Origin of the sequence: Actinoplanes sp. CA-131856 (assembly GCF_050956135.1) — a bacterium.
In the GTDB taxonomy this organism is placed as follows: Bacteria; Actinomycetota; Actinomycetes; order Mycobacteriales; family Micromonosporaceae; genus Actinoplanes.
In genome coordinates, this window is the sequence record NZ_CP191849.1 from 7,366,123 (window position 1) to 7,383,598 (window position 17,476).

Annotated in this window: 8 protein-coding genes; 2 read left to right on the top strand and 6 right to left on the bottom strand. The window is 72.9% G+C overall.

Features of this window, described 5'->3' with window-relative positions; genetic code table 11:
- Nucleotides 1-33: 33 nt before the first annotated feature.
- Nucleotides 34-3,933 (bottom strand): ThuA domain-containing protein, encoded by a 3,900-nt coding sequence (locus ACQP2X_RS34165; RefSeq protein WP_498701102.1) that lies wholly within the window; start codon nucleotides 3,931-3,933, stop codon nucleotides 34-36.
- 2 nt (nucleotides 3,934-3,935) lie between these two features.
- Nucleotides 3,936-4,970 carry a multicopper oxidase domain-containing protein gene (locus tag ACQP2X_RS34170; protein ID WP_498688970.1) on the bottom strand — a complete coding sequence of 345 codons (1,035 nt, stop codon included), beginning with the start codon at nucleotides 4,968-4,970 and terminating at the stop codon, nucleotides 3,936-3,938.
- A 171-nt stretch (nucleotides 4,971-5,141) separates the two neighbouring features.
- Here ACQP2X_RS34170 and ACQP2X_RS34175 point away from each other — a divergent pair, with 171 nt between their 5' ends.
- Nucleotides 5,142-5,864, top strand: a complete 723-nt coding sequence (locus tag ACQP2X_RS34175) for a hypothetical protein (protein WP_498688971.1) — start codon at nucleotides 5,142-5,144, stop codon at nucleotides 5,862-5,864.
- 468 nt (nucleotides 5,865-6,332) lie between these two features.
- Here ACQP2X_RS34175 and ACQP2X_RS34180 read toward each other — a convergent pair whose 3' ends face one another.
- The 4 genes from ACQP2X_RS34180 to ACQP2X_RS34195 all read right to left on the bottom strand — a co-directional run bounded on the left by ACQP2X_RS34180 (nucleotide 6,333) and on the right by ACQP2X_RS34195 (nucleotide 13,957).
- Nucleotides 6,333-9,221 (bottom strand): FtsX-like permease family protein, encoded by a 2,889-nt coding sequence (locus ACQP2X_RS34180; RefSeq protein WP_498688972.1) that lies wholly within the window; start codon nucleotides 9,219-9,221, stop codon nucleotides 6,333-6,335.
- Nucleotides 9,218-12,283, bottom strand: coding sequence for an FtsX-like permease family protein (locus ACQP2X_RS34185; protein ID WP_498688974.1), 3,066 nt, complete (start codon nucleotides 12,281-12,283; stop codon nucleotides 9,218-9,220). The genes ACQP2X_RS34180 and ACQP2X_RS34185 overlap by 4 nt, the downstream gene beginning before the upstream one ends.
- A complete protein-coding gene (locus ACQP2X_RS34190) occupies nucleotides 12,277-12,963 on the bottom strand; it encodes an ABC transporter ATP-binding protein (protein WP_498688976.1) in 687 nt (228 codons plus the stop codon). Before ACQP2X_RS34190 ends, ACQP2X_RS34185 begins: the two co-directional genes overlap by 7 nt.
- Before the next feature lie 85 nt (nucleotides 12,964-13,048).
- Nucleotides 13,049-13,957, bottom strand: a complete 909-nt coding sequence (locus ACQP2X_RS34195) for an ABC transporter ATP-binding protein (protein WP_498688978.1) — start codon at nucleotides 13,955-13,957, stop codon at nucleotides 13,049-13,051.
- Nucleotides 13,958-14,164: 207 nt separating this feature from the next.
- On the opposite strand from ACQP2X_RS34195, the gene ACQP2X_RS34200 reads away from it, so the two are divergent.
- On the top strand, nucleotides 14,165-15,604 hold the full coding sequence (locus ACQP2X_RS34200; RefSeq protein WP_498688980.1) for an ATP-binding protein: 1,440 nt from the start codon (nucleotides 14,165-14,167) through the stop codon (nucleotides 15,602-15,604).
- The last annotated feature ends 1,872 nt before the right edge of the window (nucleotides 15,605-17,476 follow it).

A 17,476-nucleotide genomic window follows, 5' to 3' on the forward strand; every position in this document is an offset into this window, starting at 1 on the left:
GCATCAGCGCGGCCAGGATGACTAGGAGCCGTTTCATAGAGCACGCACCCGGATGTCACGGAAGTCGACCAGGTCGGTGTCGCTGTGGTTCTGCAGGCCGATCAGGCCCTCGGCGAACTGCCGGAGGTCGGTCGGCGGGTCACCGGCGCGCGAGGACTGCTTGCCGGGGGTGTTGTCGAACTCGTTGATGACCTTGCCGTTTCGGATGATCGTGTAGTGCTGGCCGACCACCTTGATCTCGTAGCGGTTCCACACGTTCTTCGGCGTCACGCCGGCCGCGGCCAGCGGGTTGACGTCGAAGTTGTAGATGGAGCCGGTCTTCTGCGGCTCGCCGGTCTCACCGTCGTAGATCTGCACCTCGTGGCCGCAGTAGATGGCCACCCAGGCCTGCGACGTGCGGGCCGATCCGACCGTGCCGCAGCTGCCGGCCGGTCGCTGGTCGAGCGGGATCCGCGGGTCGGGGAATCTCGTGAACACGCCGCTGTTGCCGCGGGCGTCGCCGGGGGCGACGTCACGGAACTGCAGTGTCAGCGAGAAGTCCTTGAACGGCTTCGTGTAATAGAGCATCCCGAGCCCGCCGCTGGGCCGCAGCGACCCGTCCGGCTGGATCGCGAACTGCCCGGTGGGCGCCTGGGCCCAGTCGGTCAGCGACTCCGGGGTGCCGTTGTAGATCGAGACGTATCCGGTGTGGCCCTCGCGGCCGATCGGCGAGGACGCGGCCGCCTTGGTCAGCGCGCCGGCCTCCCGGGTGCTGAGGACCTTGTCGTCGACGAGACGTGCGGAGACGTCGGTGACGTGCCGGACGAAGGCGTCGTGCGTGGCCCAGGTGCTCTCGTCGTCGATGAGGTCGTCGACCGTGCAGCCCTGGCCGACGACGCGGTTCGCCACACCTGAGTCGACGGCGTCCAGCCGTACGGTCGTCGAAGGATCCGGCACGGCACAACCCGCGGTGACCTTCGTACGGACGACCTCGGTCTTCCCACCGGCGTACGTGATGGTCAGCGTCACGTCGTAGACGCCGACCCGGGCGTACGTGTGCCGGGGGTTGGCCTCGGTCGAGGTGCCGCCGTCACCGAACGTCCACTTGTGGGACAGTCCACCCGAGCGAGAGCCGTTGAAGGCGTACGTCAGCGGCTTGTCCTGCACGGCCGTCGCGGTCGCCGTCGGGGCCGGGGTCGCCGGTCCGCCCTGATAGGTGATCCGGATCAGCTTCTGGTTGGGGTGCAGGCTGAAGAAGCCACCCGCGTAGTCCAGCATGTAGAGCGCGCCGTCCGGGCCGAACTTGGCGTCCATCCAGGACTGGAGCTGGTTGGCCCCGCCACCGGCCGGAATGATGGCCCGCAGCGACTCGCCGAACGCCGGCGGCTTCTGCTGCGGCACACCGGCCGGGTCGACCGTGACCGCGACGCGGTTGGCCGAGTTCGACTGGTCACCGATGAGCCACTTGTCGTTCCAGTAGGCCGGCCACGCCACCGTGCTGTCGGCGTCGACCAGATCGCGGTGATAGGTCGGGCCGGACATGACGGCCTGGCCACCGCCGCGCAGATAGGGCTGGGTGTACGTCGCCTCGGCCGCCTTGTAGCTGGGCACGCCGCTGGCGTCGCGGGCCGGGAAGACCGGGCCGCCACCGTCCGGCGAGTACCAGATCATGTTGTTCTTGATGGGCGGCAGATCGGTCAGGCCGGTGTTGCGCGGCGACTCGTTCTTCGGGCTGTCGCAGTTGTACCAGCCGGTCAGGACCTTGGCGTCGGTGTTGCTGCGGTCGCGGTACGGCTGCTTGTTGCCCATGCAGTACGGCCAGCCGTGGTTGCCCGCCTCGGTGATGATCGTGGCGGTCTCGTACTTGGCCGGCCCCAGCTCCGGGCTCGGCGCCGACGCGTCCGGCCCGACCCAGCCCGCGGTCAGCCACTGCTTCTCCGGGTCGATCTGCAGCCGGGCGATGTTGCGCACGCCCATCACGTAGATCTCCGGGCGGGTCTTCTCGGTGCCGGGCGGGAAGAGGTTGCCCTGCGGGATCGTGTACGTCCCGTCCGCCTCCGGGTGGATGCGAATGATCTTTCCGTTGAGGTCATTCGTGTTGCCGGCGGTGCGCCGGGCGTCCTGGAAGGACAGACCCTCGTACGCCTGGGTCCAGTTGTTGCCCGAGTAACCGTCCGAGCCGCCCGACGAGTTGCTGTCGCCGGAGCCGACGTAGAGGTTGCCCTTGGCGTCGAAGGCCATGCCGCCACCCGCGTGGCAGCAGCTGTGGATCTGCACCGGCCACTGGAGCAGGTCCTTGCGGGTGCCCTGGTCGATGGTCTGCGCGGCCTTGTCGTAGGTGAACCGGGAGACCGTCCGCTGCCCGACCCGCTTCTGCCGGTCGATCGAGGCGTGCGGCATCCAGTAGACGTACAGCCAGCCGTTCTCGGCGAACTTGGGGTCGGGGACGATGCCGAGCAGGCCCTCCTCGTTCTTGACCAGCTCGTCGCCGCTGCCCCGGTTGCCCATCACGGGCAGCGTGGTCAGCAGCTTCACCTGCTTGGTGCCCGGATCCCAGGAGTGGATGGTGCCGCAGCCCAGGCCCACGTTCGGGTTGTCCCAGCTGACGACCGGGCCGCTCGGGCAGGCCGCCTTGCCGACGTAGAACACGGTGCCGTCGGGCGTGATGGTCAGGCCGTGCGGCTCGCCGATCTGGTCGAGCTCGCCGGTCTTGTTGGCCGCGGTCAGCCGCTCCACCTTGTAGTTGGAGGCGATCGTGGCCTGGCAGTCGGCGCGGACGATGCCGCTGGTCCAGCCGAGGGCGCCGGTCAGATGCTTCTTGAAGGCCTCTTCCCCGTACGACCCCTCGGTGTGACCCATGCCGGTGTAGAAGGACCGGCCGCCGTCGTAGTCACGGCACCAGGAGATCGGGTGGAACGGGCCGTTCGCGCCCAGCCCCGGGTCGTAGTGCCGCTCCTCGACCTGCGCGAGCGTGTGCACCTTGCCGATGGGGTTCTGCTCCCAATTGTTCCACCGGTCCTCGCGGGTGATGGTCAGCCCGAGGTCCTTGGTGGCCGGGTGCTGCCGGTCGAGGATGTCGACCACGGCCCGGTTCACGGCCGGCGGCGGCGGGGCCTCGGTGGTGCCGGTGAACAGCCGCAGGTCGGCCAGCTGGATCAGCGGCTCACCGCTGTTGGCGGTGATGTTGAGCCGGTAGAACTTGAAGTCGGCCGGGTTGGCCACGTCGAAGCGCCGGATCTGGAAGCGCTCGGGGAAGCTCTGCCCGGTGCGGCGGTCCAGGTCGGTCCAGGTCTGGCCGTCGGCCGAGCCCTGCAGCGTCCAATCCTTGGGGTCGCGCCCGTCGAAGTCGTTGGCCGACGTCAGCGCGTACCCCGTGATCTTGGCGGGCGCGGCCAGTTCGTACCGGACCCAGCCGGTCGCGGTCCGCACCAGCCACTTGGTGTTGGCGTCGCCGTCGATGAGCTTGGAGCTGATCTCGTTGGGCGGGTTCTCGCCGCTCGCGGTGACCGCCTGCACCGGGTGCGACACCGGGATGGCGCCGGCCGGGCGGGCGCCGATCAGGCCGGTGAACCAGGTCGAGTCGAGCTGGGCCCGGGCCGCGTCGCCGATGCCGAGGAAGCCGCCGCCGGCGTTGACGAAGCCCTTGAGGGCGGCCTCCTGCCCGGCGTTGAGCGTGACGCCGTCGGCCGACAGGAAGACCACCGCGCGGTACGCCGCCAGGTCGCCCGCGTTGAAGTCCGCCGTGTCGGTGCTGGCCTCGACGTCGAGCCCCTGGGCCGCGCCGAGCTCCTTGATCGTGGCGGTCGCCTTGACGACCGGGTCCTGCTGCGCGGCGGCCGCGCCCGAGAAGACGAGAACCTTGGGTTTCGCCGGTTCGGCGGCCGCCGCTGTCTTCGGCGGGGACGCTCCGGTTACGAGTACCGCCGCCAGCGCCATGGCGGCGGCTTGCTTCATTCTCACGATCCACTCCCTCCGTGAACATGGGTCTGTGCGGCCGCCTTGTGCTGGTGGCCCTGGAACCGGTCGATCGCCTCCTGAGCGCCCGGCGGCATGCTGCCGTCGGCGTTGCGGACCAGGAAGATCCCGGCCATGCCGGTGTCCGAATGGGACTGCACGTGGCAGTGGTACATCCACGCGCCCGGCCCCACGGCCTCACCGGCCAGCACCTGGAACCCGAACGAGCTGCCCGGGTTGAGGTCCTTGTTGTCGATCACCTGGCTCGGGTCGGACGGGCCCTCGAGCATGCCGGTGCGGTTGTCCGCCCACCGGTGCGCGTGCAGGTGGAACGTGTGGAAGAAGTTGCCGTGCCCGATGGCGATCCACTCGACGCGCTGACCGAGGTTGGCCTCGAACATCGGCGTGTTGGGCGCGACCTTGTTGTTGATCTGCATGTCGTTGAAGACGACGGTGACCTGCTTGTCGGGCAGGATGTCACCGCGCCGGCGCACGATCAGCGCGCCGTACAGGCCCTTGATGAGCCCGGCGGTGCCGTGGTCGGTGCCCATCGCGTGGTCGTGGTAGTGCCAGTAGCCGGCGCTGCCCGGCATGAACCGCCGCCCGCTGGTGGCGGTCATCTCGTGTGAGCGCCAGACGTAGGTCCGGGTCTCGCCGGGCTCGTTGTACGAGGCGTTGAACGGCGCCCCGTCCGAGTCGGTGCTGTAGTCGACGCCGTGCGGATGGATGCTCAGCCGCTGGTTGGTGGTGTTGACCAGGGTGATCTCGAGAGTGTCCCCTTCGTACATCTCGAGGATCGGCCCCGGGATCGTCGCCCCGCCCGGCGTCAGGCCGTAGCCGAACTGGTTGCCGGGCAACGCTTCCGCGTAGATCGTGATCTTCCGGGTCACTCCCGCCGCGGCCTTGGCCGGCTCGCCCCGGGTCGTGGTCGCCACCGCGACCGCGCCACCCGTCAGGCCGAGAACACCGGCCGCGGCAAGCAGAGACCGGCGCCGGAGCTGCGGTTGCTCGTCTAGATTGACAACGTTGTCTTCCATGCGCGTCCTCCGTCGTATCCCGGCCGGCCGGGATTCCCACGAGTCGAGAGAGGTGTGCGAGTTACGGACTTTTTTCAAAAAGGTCAAAACTTTGGTCCGTTCCGAGCAACCTATGACTCATATCGACGAAAGTAAAGGTCTGCGATTGACCGGCGTCGGTATCTTGTCCGCATGGCCACCGCTGCCGCCATCGTCATCCTCATCGGCGTGGGCATGGTCGTCGTGTCCGGCCTGTTCGCCCTGTTCAGCGTGGGCGACCTGCGGTTACGGCGCTTGCTGAACCGCACTCCCCCGACACCGATCGGTTCGTGGCGCCCCGGCCGGGTGGCGGCCGAGGGCACGGTCGAGTGCGGTCCCGCCGGCCGCCAGACGGCCCTGCTGAGCGGGTCGGAGTGCGCGTGGTTCGACGTGACGGCCACCTGCTACCGGTCGGGCGACAGCGACGGAAACCTGACCTGGCGTACGGAGGTGGGCCGCACCCCCGCAAGCCCCACACTGGCCGACGCGACGGCCCGGGTGCCGATCGACCCGGCCGTCTTCGCCACCTCACCGACGGCCGAGACCACAACATTGGAGTACGTCCACAAACGCCACTCCGTGCCACCAGCGTGGATCCCGGCGACTATGGCCGAGAAGCTCAAAAGGGGCGACAGCGTGACCGGCCGCGAGACCCGCCTGCCGCTGGGAGGCCCGGTCTTCGCCTCGGCCCACTGGAAGAACGGCACCCTGACACGGCGGGGCCGCACGCTCTTCAGCCCGGGCCGCTACAGCGACGCGATCAAGGCCAACGACGACGACCTGAGCTTGATGACAGTCACCATCCCGCTGTTCTTCGTAGCAGGCCTGATCATCGCCGGCGGCGCACTAGCCGTCCTCCTGGCCGTCACAGCCTGACACTGAGACCCCTCCCCAGCCTCACCGACCGGCACGCCCTCCGCCTGCCCTGCCCTTGCGCCACGCCTGGCCCACGCCTGGCCCACGCCTGGCCTTGCGCCCACGCGGGCCAGCACCCGTCCTGCCCTTACCGCACACCCACCTCTTCCCCGCGCGTGCCAGCACCTGTCCCTTCACCCGCACCCGCACCCACGCCGTAGGCGCCTGCACCCGTCCCCGCCCTTGCCCACGATCCGCGCCGCACGCGTCTCTGCCCTTGCCCCGTGCCCGCGCCTGCGCCTGCGGCTGCGGCTGCGGCTGCGGCTGCGGCTGCGCTTGTCCCACACCGGCACCCGCGCCTGCCCCTGCGCCCACGCGGGCCTGCCCCGCGCGAGGCTGCCCCGCATAAACCCGCCCCGCGCGAGCCTGCCCCGCGCGAGCCTGCGCCCGCCGCGTGCTCTCCGCGGCCGCGTGCTCTCCGCGGCCGCGTCAGCTTCCGCCGGCGCGCAGGACGTCGCCCAAACGGCGGCGCCGTCTCAAGGCGGCCTCCGAAGTGACCACCGCGGCCAGGGCGACCAGCAGCACTGCGGCCGTCACCGGGGCGATCGGCCATGGCGCCACCACGGGTGGGTTGGCGGCCTGGGCCGTGATCAAGTGCAGCGCGAGCGGGCCCAGGGTCAACCGCGCGAGCAGGATGCCCAGGAGCGGACCGCAGATCGCGGCGAAGACCACCAACGGCAGCAACTCGCCCGCGGCCACGCGCCGGGTGTCGCGGGCGCGCAGGCCCAGTGTGCGCAGCCGGGCCAGGGTCTCCCAGCGGGCGGGGGCGTTCGCGGCGGCGCCCAGGGCGAAGGCCAGGACGGCCAGCACCAGCAGCACCGCCGCCGCCGCGTAGGTCAAGCGGGTCAGGCCGGAGGCCAGCGGGGCCGTGGTGCGGTCGTGCAGCAAGTCGGCGCGGACCACGACGGTTCCGTCGACGCCGGAGTCCCGCAACGCCCGGGCCGCCCCGGATCCGAGGGCCCACACCGTGGTCGGGGTGACCTCTAGGCCGGCGGCGGCCGCGGCGGTCGTGTCGATCACGATCACGTCGGGGGTGTCGCCGATGGCCGGCGCCGTGCCGACCGCGGTGAGGGTGAGCGCGGAGGTGCCTTCCCGCCTCAGGCTCACCGTCATGCCGGCCCGGATGCTGTCGTCGTGGGTACGGACCAGGACCGGGATGGTGCCGCCGCCGATGGTGAGCCGGGCCAGGCCGGGGGCGGACGGGAGTGGGGTGCCCGCCAGCAGCCGCTGGAACGCCGCGGCGTCGACGACCACGAGGCGAGGGCTGCCCGCCAGCCCGTCGGCGATCACCTGAACATCGGTGACGCGGGCCGCGACGGCCTGCTCCACGCCGGGCGCGGCCGCGATCCGCCGGGCAAGCTCAGCCCCGGCCCCACCCGGCGTCCCAGCACCACCCGGCGTCCCAGCACCGCCAGGACTCCCAGCGGCGCCAGGAGCAGGAGAGCCAGGCGCGGAAGAGCCAGGCGCGGGCGAGCCAGGCGCGGAGGAACCAGGCGCGGGCGAACCAGGCACGGAGGAACCAGGCGCAGGCGAACCAGGCACGGGGGAACTAGGCGCGCCACCGGGGACAGCGGCACCGGGCACGGCGCCCGAGACGGCGGCGGTGGCGTCCGGGGCGATGTCGAGGCGGGCGTCGGCGCCCACGGAGCGCCACGCGCCGTCGGCCAGACCCGTGGTTACCGTGGCCGACAGCACCAGGGCGAACGAAGCCAACCCCACCGCCGTCACCAGGGACAGGCCGGGCAGCACGCGCGCCGACGTGGCCGCAGCGCGGGCGGCGCCGAAGACCGGCAGCGCCCGCCGTCCCCTCAACGTCGCGCCGAGCAGGCCTCGGGTCGCCCACGGCAGAACGCGGAGCAGCAGCAGAGCACCGCCGAGCACGCCCAGCACGGGCGCCGCCGCCGGCAGGATCAGATCGCCGCCTGTGCTGAGGCCCCGCTGGTGCAGCGCCACCAGTGCGCCCACCCCGGCCGCCAGCACCGCCACGTCGATCGTGGCCCGGCGCAACTGGGCCGTTCGCCGCAGCCAGAGGCGCGCCGAGCGGTTCGCCGGGACGCGCCTGTCCCGGGTGGCCCGGGCCGCCGCCAGGGTGCCCAGGGCCGGTCCGGCCGCGATCGCCGCCAGCGCCACCGGCAGGGCCCATGGCAGCGCCGCGCCGCCCGATGTGACGTACGCCAGAAGCACCCCGATCGCCGCCGCCGGCACCGCCACCGTGACCGACTCGACCAGCAGCTCCGCCGCCAGGACGGGCAGCGCGCCGCCCCGTTCCCGATAGGCCGTCAGGGCCGGCAGCCGCCTCCTCGTCAGCAGCTCCGCGGTCAGCAGCAGCACCAGCGCCGCCCCGGCCAGCACGGCCAGCAGCAGCACCGCCGCCTGCGCCTTGGCCGCCGTGATCCGCGCCTCGACCTCGCTCACCTCGTTGTCGAGGGTCGAGTCCCAGCGCAGCGAGTCGTCGCGCACCCCGCTCGCGGCCGAGGTGGCCTTCAGCGTGGCGACGGCCGCGGCCAGCGACCGGGCCGAGTCGCGGTCGAGTTTGCCGGCGGCGGGGCTGAAGGTGACCGTACGGTCGAGCCGGTCCGCCGGGAACAGCAACCGGGCGTCCGGCAGCGAGTCGGCCGAGAGCAGTCCGCCGAACGAGCGGCCGCTCGGCGTGAGGAGCCAGGGTGTCAGCCGCCAGGCGGGATCGCCCGGGTCGACGGGACGGAACACACCGCTGACCCGTACGTCGATGTAGTTGCCCTGCTCGTCCTTGACCTTGATGCGGTCGCCGGGCTTGGCGCCGATCATCGTGGCCGACGTCTCGGACAGTCCTATCTGGACCGACCACGGCGTTCCGGGCCGGACCACCACCTCACCGGGCGCGGTGGCCCGGGGCGGACCGCCCGCGACCCAGGTCGTGGCCGGGCCGTCGCTCTCGTCGCCGCGGACGAAGCCGAGGCGCAGGTTCCGCGGGGCGTCACCGGTGACGAACTCGAGGGGGCCGCTGGTGACCGTGGTGACCGGCGGTTCGAGGACGGCGAGCTGCTCCGGGCCGAGCTGGTCCTTGGCCGAGCGGGGCAGGAAGGCGAGGTACTGCGCCAGAGCCGGTTCGCGCTGGTAGCCGTCGCCCATGGCGTAGTTGCTGTCCCAGGAGGCGTGCGCCCGCACCGTGGCGTGGACCGAGTCGCGGAAGGTGTCGTCCTCGGTGGTGCGCAGCAGCGGCGGCACGATCGCGGCGAGCAGGCTGACCGCGACCACGACGGCCGCCATCAACATCAGCGGGCCGAGGTCGGCGCGGGCCCGGCCCCGGATGGACGGCCAGTGCAGCGCGGGCCTCACGACGCGACCCGCAGGTGGGCGGCGTCGGCCCGGCGGGCCTGCACGGAGACCGTGACGGTGACGATGATTCCGGCCGCGACGACCAGGACCCCGAGGAGTACGGCCTCGGCCGTCCACGGCCAGTGCGCGGCGACCGCGGGCACCGGCTGGGCGCCCGTGTCGGAACGGATCATCAGGGGCGCCACGCCCCACGTGGCCAGCGCGCCGACCGCCGCCCCGCCCACCAGCAGCGGCAGGATGACCCCGGCGTGCTCGCCGAGCAGCGCCGCCCGGATCTCGCGGCGGGAGACGCCCAGGCCGCGCAGCCGGGCCACCTCGAGGGCCCGGTCGCGCAGGTCGGAGGCGACGTGCAGGAGCACCCCGCCGAGCAGGAGCACGATCGCGGCCACCACGAGCAGCCGCATGGCCGCCGGCTGGGCCGCCCGCAGCGGGCTGCCGGTGAGCCGCTCCGTCTCACCGGCCCGGCTGGTGACCGGGCCGAGCCCCAGGGCTTCGAGGGCGCCGGGGTGCGCCGGGTTGCCGGCCCACCAGGCGTTGACCGGGGTGTCGAGGTCGCCGTGGCTGATCAGCGCGCGGGACAGCAGGTCGAGGTCGGCGAGGACGGCGGGGGCGCCCGGCGCGGACGGCACGGTGGGGATCACCTCGGTGACTCGGGCCTGGACGGGGGTGTTGCCGTAGCTCAGGCTCAGGGTGGCGCCGGGCCCGGTGCCGAGGTCGTCGGCGAGCCGCCGCGAGACGGCCACCGGCACGGTCCTCGGATCGGGGAAGGACGAGGCGACGAGCTGACGGGCGCCGTCGTACGGGTCGACGAACTGCACGATCGCGTGCAGCCGCACCCGGTCCCCGGCCACGGTGACCGTCTGCCCGCCGAGCTGGCCGGCCGGGTGAGCCGTCCAGGACGACGGTCCGGTGGCGCCGGGAACGGTCAGGGTGGCGTCCATGGTCGCCGCCGCGTCGTTCGCCACTCCCGTCGGTTGCAGGGAGACGGCGACCAGCCGCAGCCCGGCCGTCGCGGGCACGCAGGCCCGCAGCGGACGCGGCCGGCCGTCGAGCGGGACCTCCGGCCCGGTGCAGGCGGTGCGCAGCCCGGCGGCGTCCTCGAAGACCAGCCGTGGCACCACCGGGACCGGCCCCCGGCCGGCCAGCGTGGGAACGGCCTTGGCCGGCACGGTCAGGCCCTCGGCGGCGGAGCCGGGCGCGAGGCCCGCCCCCACGCTCACCCGCCCGCGGAGCAGCTCCCGCGCGTGGCGCATGTCGGCCGCGATGAGCTGGGGCGTGGCGTCGTCGCCGCCGCCCAGCGACTGGCCGACGACGACCGGGCCGTGCGCCACCGGGCTGACCGTCCCGCCGGCGGCCGCGCTCACCACCGCGCCCTGCCCGGCCACGGGCGGGGCGTCGAGCTCGAGGGCGACGTCGGTGCCGACCGCCAGATCGGCCTGGTCGTGCTGGGAGGCCCGCCAGGTGGCGTCGTAGGCGAGGCCGAAGGTGGCCGCGCCGCAGCCCAGCGCGATCAGCAGGCCGGCCGCGAAGGCCTGCCGCCGCCGGGCCGCCTGCACGGCGGCCAGCGGCAGGACGAGGCCGCGGGACCGGTCGGCCAGGTGTTCGGCGTAGCGCAGGACCGGCGGCAGCAGCCGCAGGGCGAGCGCGGCGCCCGCGGTCAGCAGCAGCGCCGGGGCGAGTACGCGGACCACGTCGGCCCGCGAGCCGGCGTCCGGGGGCTGGGCCCGCAGCTGCCACCAGCCGACCGCGGCCAGGGCGGCCAGCAGGACGTCGGCCCCCGACCGGGCCAGCAGCTCGCGGCGGCCCCGCCGGTCGCCGGCGCCGGCCGCCGGGCGGATCGCCAGGCCCACCAGCAGAGCGGCCAGCAGCAGCACCCCGGCCCCGACGGCCAGCAGCTGCGCCGGGGAGACGCCGGGATCGGCCGCCAGCCCGGCGCCGGACAGGGGCGGCAGGTGGGTGAGGAGGGCGTGCAGGCCCGACGAGGCCGGCACCGACAGGAGCGCGGCCACCGCGGCCAGTGCGACCGCCTCGACGGCCGCGACGACGGCGAACTGGCCGCGGCCGGTGCCCATGGCCGACAGGAGCGAGGCTTCCTCGGTACGAGCGGAGGCTGCCAGCCGGCCGGCCAGAGTGAGCGCGATGGCGGTGAGGATGACGCCGATCAGCGTCAGCGCGAGCACCGCGGCCGTCGTGAGGCGTTGCTGGGCGCGGGCGTCGGCCAGGGTCTGCGGCAGCGGGGAGGACACCCGCTCGATCTGCACCCGGTCGGCCAGAGCGCCCGAGAGCCGGCGGTCGGCCTCGCCCAGGGTGGACGCGATGGCGTTGAGGTCGCGGCTGTTCGGTGCGGACAGGTCGGGCCGGGCCACGATCTCCAGGCGATCGATGGCCGATCCACCGGCGAGCAGGGCGTCCAGGTCGACGATGAACGGGCCGTACGCCTGGATCTTGCGGGCCGAGGTGGCGTTCGGCGGATCGGCGTCGAACCCCTTGCCCTGCAACGGGTCGCGGTCCCAGCCGCCCTGCGGCAGCGGCCGGACGATCCCGGACACGGTCACCGTGACCGGCGCCGCCCCGTCCACACCGATCTCCTCGCCCAGGGTGACGCGGCTGCCGACGCTCAACCCGAGCAGCCGCGCGGTGCTCTCCAGCACGGCCGCCTGCCCCTTCTTCGGCCAGCCGCCCGTGACGAGCGAGGCCCGAGAGGCAAGATCTTCAATTCCCGAGAGGTACGCCTCCCGGTCGCCCCCGCCCGGCAACAGCCGCATCACCGACGACGCGCGGGCGGCCGTCGTCACCTCGAACGGGGCCACCGCCGAGACCAGCACCCGGCGCGTGTCGGCGGCCACCGAGGCGGCGTCGCCGGCCGCGATGGTGGCCGTGTAGGCGACGACCTCGGCCGCGGCCGGATCGTCGCGGACGGCCACTTCGAAGGCCCGGTCGGACGTACGGGTGACGAGCAGCGCACAGGTGCCGAGGAAGGTCGCCCCGATCGTGAGCACGGCGAGCAGCGACAGCAGGAGGGACCACTGGGCGCGGGCCCGGCGCAGGAGCAGGCTCAGCAAGGATCGGCCTCGACCCGGCCGTCGGCGATCCGGATGACCCGGTCGGCCAGCTCCATCATCACCGGGTCGTGGGTGGAGACCAGCGCCGTGACGCCCTCGGACTCCACCACGCCGCGCAGCAGCGCCATGACCGACAGCCCGGTCTCGGCGTCGAGCTGCCCGGTCGGCTCGTCGGCGATGAGCAGCCGCGGCGAGGCGGCCAGGGCGCGGGCGATGGCGACCCGCTGTTGCTGCCCGCCGGACAGCTCACCGGGCCGCTGCTTGGCGTGCCCGGCCAGCCCGACCAGGTCGAGCAGCAGGGCGACGCGGCGCTCGCGTTCGGCCCGCTCGGCGCCGGCCAGCCGCAGCGGCACGGCCACGTTCTCGGCGGCCGAGAGCACGGGAATCAAACCGAAGGTCTGGAAGACGTACGACACCCGCTCGCGCCGAAGGCGGGAAAGCCCGTCCTCGTCGAGCGAGCTGACGTCGACCCCGTCCACGGCGACCGACCCGGCGTCGGCCCGGTCGAGCCCGCCGATCACGTTGAGCAGCGTGGTCTTGCCGGACCCGGACCGCCCGACCAGCGCCACCATGGTCCCCGGCTCGACCTCGAACGACACGTCCCGCAGCGCGTGGACCGCGGCCGGCCCCTTGCCGAAGGTCCGCCGCACCCCTTCCACCCGCAACATCGGCGCGGTCATGCTGTGCCCACCTTTGCATGCCCTTCTGGCCCTCGCCTGCGATGCCGTCGTCCGGCGGCGGCTGAGTGCCGCTCGGTGCAGGCGGTCATGCGTCGGGCCGGATCGTGACGTGGTCGGGTTCGAGGGCCAGGCGCACCCGGCGGGTCAGCGCCAGCGCCTCCCGATAGTCCCGCGGCACCTGGATGCGCCCCGCCCGGTCCATCACCGCGTACTCCTCAGCGATCACATGGGTGCCCCCGTCGGCCGCGGTGGCCGTGCGGCGAAGCACCTCACTACTGGTCCGCCCGTCGCGGATGGCCACGGTCCGCTCGACCTGCCCGCTGACGGCGGCGTCGTGGGTCACGACGACGACGGTGACCCCGAGCTCCCGGTTGGCGTCGCGCAGAGCCCCGAACACCTCGGCCGACGTGGCGGTGTCGAGCTCACCGGTCGGCTCGTCGGCGAACAGCACCCGCGGCTCGTTGGCCAGCGCGGCCGCGATGGCCACCCGCTGCTGCTGCCCACCGGACAGCTGACCCGGCCGCCGTCCCGCGCAGTCGGCGATCCCGAGCATCCCGAGCAGGTCGGCGGCCCGCTTGCGGCGCACGGCCTTCGGCGTACGGGCGGCGGTCATGGGAAGGTCGACCATCTGCTCGGCCGTCAGATAGGGCACGAGGTTGCTGGCCGTCTGCTGCCGCACGAACCCGACGGTGTGCCGCCGATAACGCACCCGATCGGCCCGCGTCATGGAGAGCAGATCCCACTCACCCACCCTGGCGCTGCCCGCGGTGGGCGCGTCGATCCCGGCCAGGATCGACAGGAGCGTCGACTTCCCCGACCCCGAGGCTCCCACCACGGCGATCATCTCGCCACCGTTGACCACGAGGTCGAGCCCTTGAAGCGCCTGCACCTCGATGGGCCCGCTCTGATAGATGCGAACGAGACTCTCGCACACGATCAGCTCAGCCGCTGACAACGATGTCGGCGCCCCGGCGCCGCCCTCCCCGTGAAACACGAGCGCACGTTACCCCCGCCGGTCCACTGCCGGGGACCGGAGGCTCCAAAACCAGCGGCTACCAGCGCGAATGCCGCTCATTTACATGCTCAGGAAACGATCAGACCGAGCCCCGGCGACACATTGCCACGGGGAACGGCTCAAGGGCAGGCTTCAAAGGTAGATAGAATCTACGTAGATGCGATCTACCTATCGAAGGAGAGGCGCATGTTCGTCGGCCGGAACACTGAGCTGTCTCTCCTGGCGAGGAGGATCGACCATGTCACGCGGACCGGGACGGGGCTGGCCCTCGCGCTACGTGGCCGTCGCCAGGTCGGCAAGTCACGCCTCATCCAGGAGTTCTGTGATCGCGCCGGCATGCCCTACTTGTTCTTCACCGCGGTCAAAGGCGCCTCGATAACCGAGTCGACGAGTCAGTTCCTCACGGCACTGACCGAATCAGGTCTGCCGAACGATCACGCAGTGCTGCCGAGCACACCACCCGCGGGCGGCTGGGGCGACATGCTGCGCCTTCTCGCCGGTGCGCTTCCCGATCGGCCCTGTGTCGTCGTTCTCGACGAGTTGCCATGGCTGACCGAGCAGGACGAGACGTTCGACGGGCACCTCCAGGTCGTCTGGGACCGGCTGCTGTCGCACCGGCCGATCCTCCTGCTGCTCCTCGGCAGCGATCTGCACATGATGCGGCGCCTGACCGCGTACGACCGGCCTTTCTACGGCCGGGCCGACAATCTTGTCCTCGGCCCACTGAACCTGGCCGAGACGGCCACCGCCGCCGGCCTGGTGGGCTCCGACGCGATCGACGCCCACCTGATCACCGGCGGCCTGCCGGGTGTACTGCGGCGCTGGCCGGCCGGCACCCCGGCCGTCGAGCACCTTCGCGACGAACTCACTGACCCGGCCTCTCCCCTTTTCGCCGTGCCCGAACAGTCGCTCGCCTCGGAGTTCCCCAATCCCGACGTGGCCCGGCGCGTCATCGAGGCGGTCGGCGGCGATGCCCGCGCCTACACGAACATCGCCAACACCGCCGGCGGCCGCGACGGCGCGGTCCCCTCAGGAACGCTGTCGCCACTGCTGCGGCGACTCACCGAGGACAAACAGGCCCTGGCCGCCGACCACCCGCTGTCGACCAGCGGCGGCAAGCCGGCGCTGTACCGCGTCGCCGACAGCAACCTGCGCCTCTACCTCGCCATCCTCCGCGACGTCCACAACCTCACCCAGCGCGGCCGTCCGGACACCGGATTCGCCCTTTTCCAGACCCGGTGGACCAGCTGGCGCGGCCGAGCCGTCGAGCCACTGATCCGCGCCTCATTGGAGGAGGCCGCGCTCACCGGCGCCCTGCCCTGGCCGGAGACCCGGGTCGTCGGCGGCTGGTGGAACCGTCAGTTCAACCCGGAGATCGACCTGGTCGGCGCCGACCGCGCGCCCGTCGCCTCGCAGATCCACTTCTGCGGATCGCTGAAGTGGCTGGGCTCGCCGTTCGACACCCACGACCTGCACCGGTTGCGGGACGGCGCCGGCCAGATCCCCGGCTTCGACCCCGCGCACACCGGCTTGCTGGTGGTCACCCGCTCCGGCGCCGACCTGCCGGCCGGCGCCGTCGACCTCGTCTGGGGCCCCGACGACATCGTCGATGCATGGCGGACGTGACACCGCGGGTCGCCATGTCGGCGCCGGGAGCGGCGTGATGGTCAGGCTGCCGTCCAGGTGGCCCACCGCGAGGGCGGATCGCCCGCCGGGAAGCGGCGCGACGGTGGCCGACTGCGCCCGTTCGACGTCGCCGAGGTGCCGGCCGGTGGGAGCGTCCCAGCACCGCACTGTGTCCTCGTGACTCACCGCGACGACCCGCTCGGGTGCAGCGCCGCTGAGGTCGAGAGCGATCACCGGGGTCTCCGAGGACAGCGGCTCGCCGACCGCCTCGCCGCTGACCGCGTCCCAGCGAAACACCCCACCGGCATCGTCCGCCGCGACCAGAGCCGCACGCCGGCCGGACAGCGGCGCGAAGGCGAGCCGCACGACGAACCATCGGCCCACCGGCAGCGGTGAGCCGATCTGCCGGCCGGTGGTCACGTCATAGCGCACGACCTTCCGGTCCTCCCCGCCCGCGGCGAGAAGGACGGTGCCGTCCGCGAGTGTTGTCACGGCGACGGCCAGGATCGGGGACGTCGAGGCGGGAAGCGGCGGGTGGAACGCCTCACCGGTCTCCGCGTCGAGCAGATGGACGTGGCCGTCGGCCGCGCCGGCGGCGAAGAACCCCCGCCCGTCCGGCAGGGTCCCGGCCGCGACGTCCCCGACGGTCTCCCCGGCCGGGTTCACCAACGGTTCGCCGCCGCTCATGGCGTCGAACCGCAGGATGCCGTCCTCGACCCCGCTGGCCACGATGAGCTTGCCGGCCTCTGACCACACCGCGGCCAAACCGTTCCCGGACCGCACCGACACGGACGGGTCTCCCACCCGGTCGCCGGTGACCGCGTCCCAGCACCGGATCTCGTCGCGGCCGGAGGACACCAGGATCGCCGGACGCCCGCTGCCGCGCCCGGCCGGGACCGCGGTCAGCTGGTGCACCCCGGAGGGATGACCGGAGAGATCGTCACCGACCGGCGCACCGGACGTGTCCCAGAGGCGCAACCGGCCCCGCTCCTCGCCGGTGACGCCGAGCGGGCCCCGCGCGGACGGCACGATCGCGATCGCCGTCACCGGCCGGGTCGTCACCGGCAGAACCTCCGCGACCGGCTCCGGCCGGGACAGATCCCATCGCCACGGCGTGCCGCTCTGGTCCACCGAGAAGAGGGTCCGCCCGTCGGGGGTCGTCGCCAGCGCACCCTGGTTCCATCCGCTCGACCGGTGAGGCAGCGTGCGGACCGCCTCGCCGGTGTCCGTGTCCCAGAACCGGATCGGGCCCTCGAATTCCTGACCGATCACCAGATCGCGTCCATTCGGCGCAGTGGTCCAGCCCAGGGCGGTCACCGGCCGGCGGTGCCCGGCCAGGGGGGCGCCCGCCGGTTCCGCTGTCAGGGCGTCCCAGAGCTGGAGCACGCCGTCGTTGCCGCTCGTCGCCACCAGAACGCGGCCGTCGCGCGGGCGGTGCACGCCGATCGCCAGCAGCTTCCCCGTGGCCGCCGTCCATTGCCGGCCGACCGGCTCCCCGGTCACCGCATCCCACCGGGACACCGTGCCAGCGGCCGATCCGGCGACGATCAGGGCGGCATCCGACCGGGACACCGTGTCCGCGGCCGATTTGGCGACGATCAGGGCGGCGTCCCGCTCGGCCAGCAATGCCACCGGGCCGAGGCCACCGAGCGGCAGCCACTCCGACCCGGGCGCGCGCAACCGCTCACCCACCTCGTCGCCCGACTCGAGATCGAAGCGGCGGACGGCGGTGCCGTCGGCCCAGACCACGAGCCCGGGTCCGGGACCGGCCAGACCGAGGAAACCGGGCCGGCCCTTCGCCGCCACACGGAAGTCCCGGGCGGCGCCGGTGTCCGCGTCCCAGGAGCGGATCATGCCGTCGCCGCCGGCGCT

What these genes read in the sequence shown, in the direction of transcription:
- ACQP2X_RS34165 (WP_498701102.1), bottom strand. Translation starts at nt 3,933, where the DNA reads ATGAAGCAAGCCGCCGCCATGGCGCTGGCGGCGGTACTCGTAACCGGA.
- ACQP2X_RS34170 (WP_498688970.1), bottom strand. Translation starts at nt 4,970, where the DNA reads ATGGAAGACAACGTTGTCAATCTAGACGAGCAACCGCAGCTCCGGCGC.
- ACQP2X_RS34175 (WP_498688971.1), top strand. Translation starts at nt 5,142, where the DNA reads ATGGCCACCGCTGCCGCCATCGTCATCCTCATCGGCGTGGGCATGGTC.
- ACQP2X_RS34190 (WP_498688976.1), bottom strand. Translation starts at nt 12,963, where the DNA reads ATGACCGCGCCGATGTTGCGGGTGGAAGGGGTGCGGCGGACCTTCGGC.
- ACQP2X_RS34200 (WP_498688980.1), top strand. Translation starts at nt 14,165, where the DNA reads ATGTTCGTCGGCCGGAACACTGAGCTGTCTCTCCTGGCGAGGAGGATC.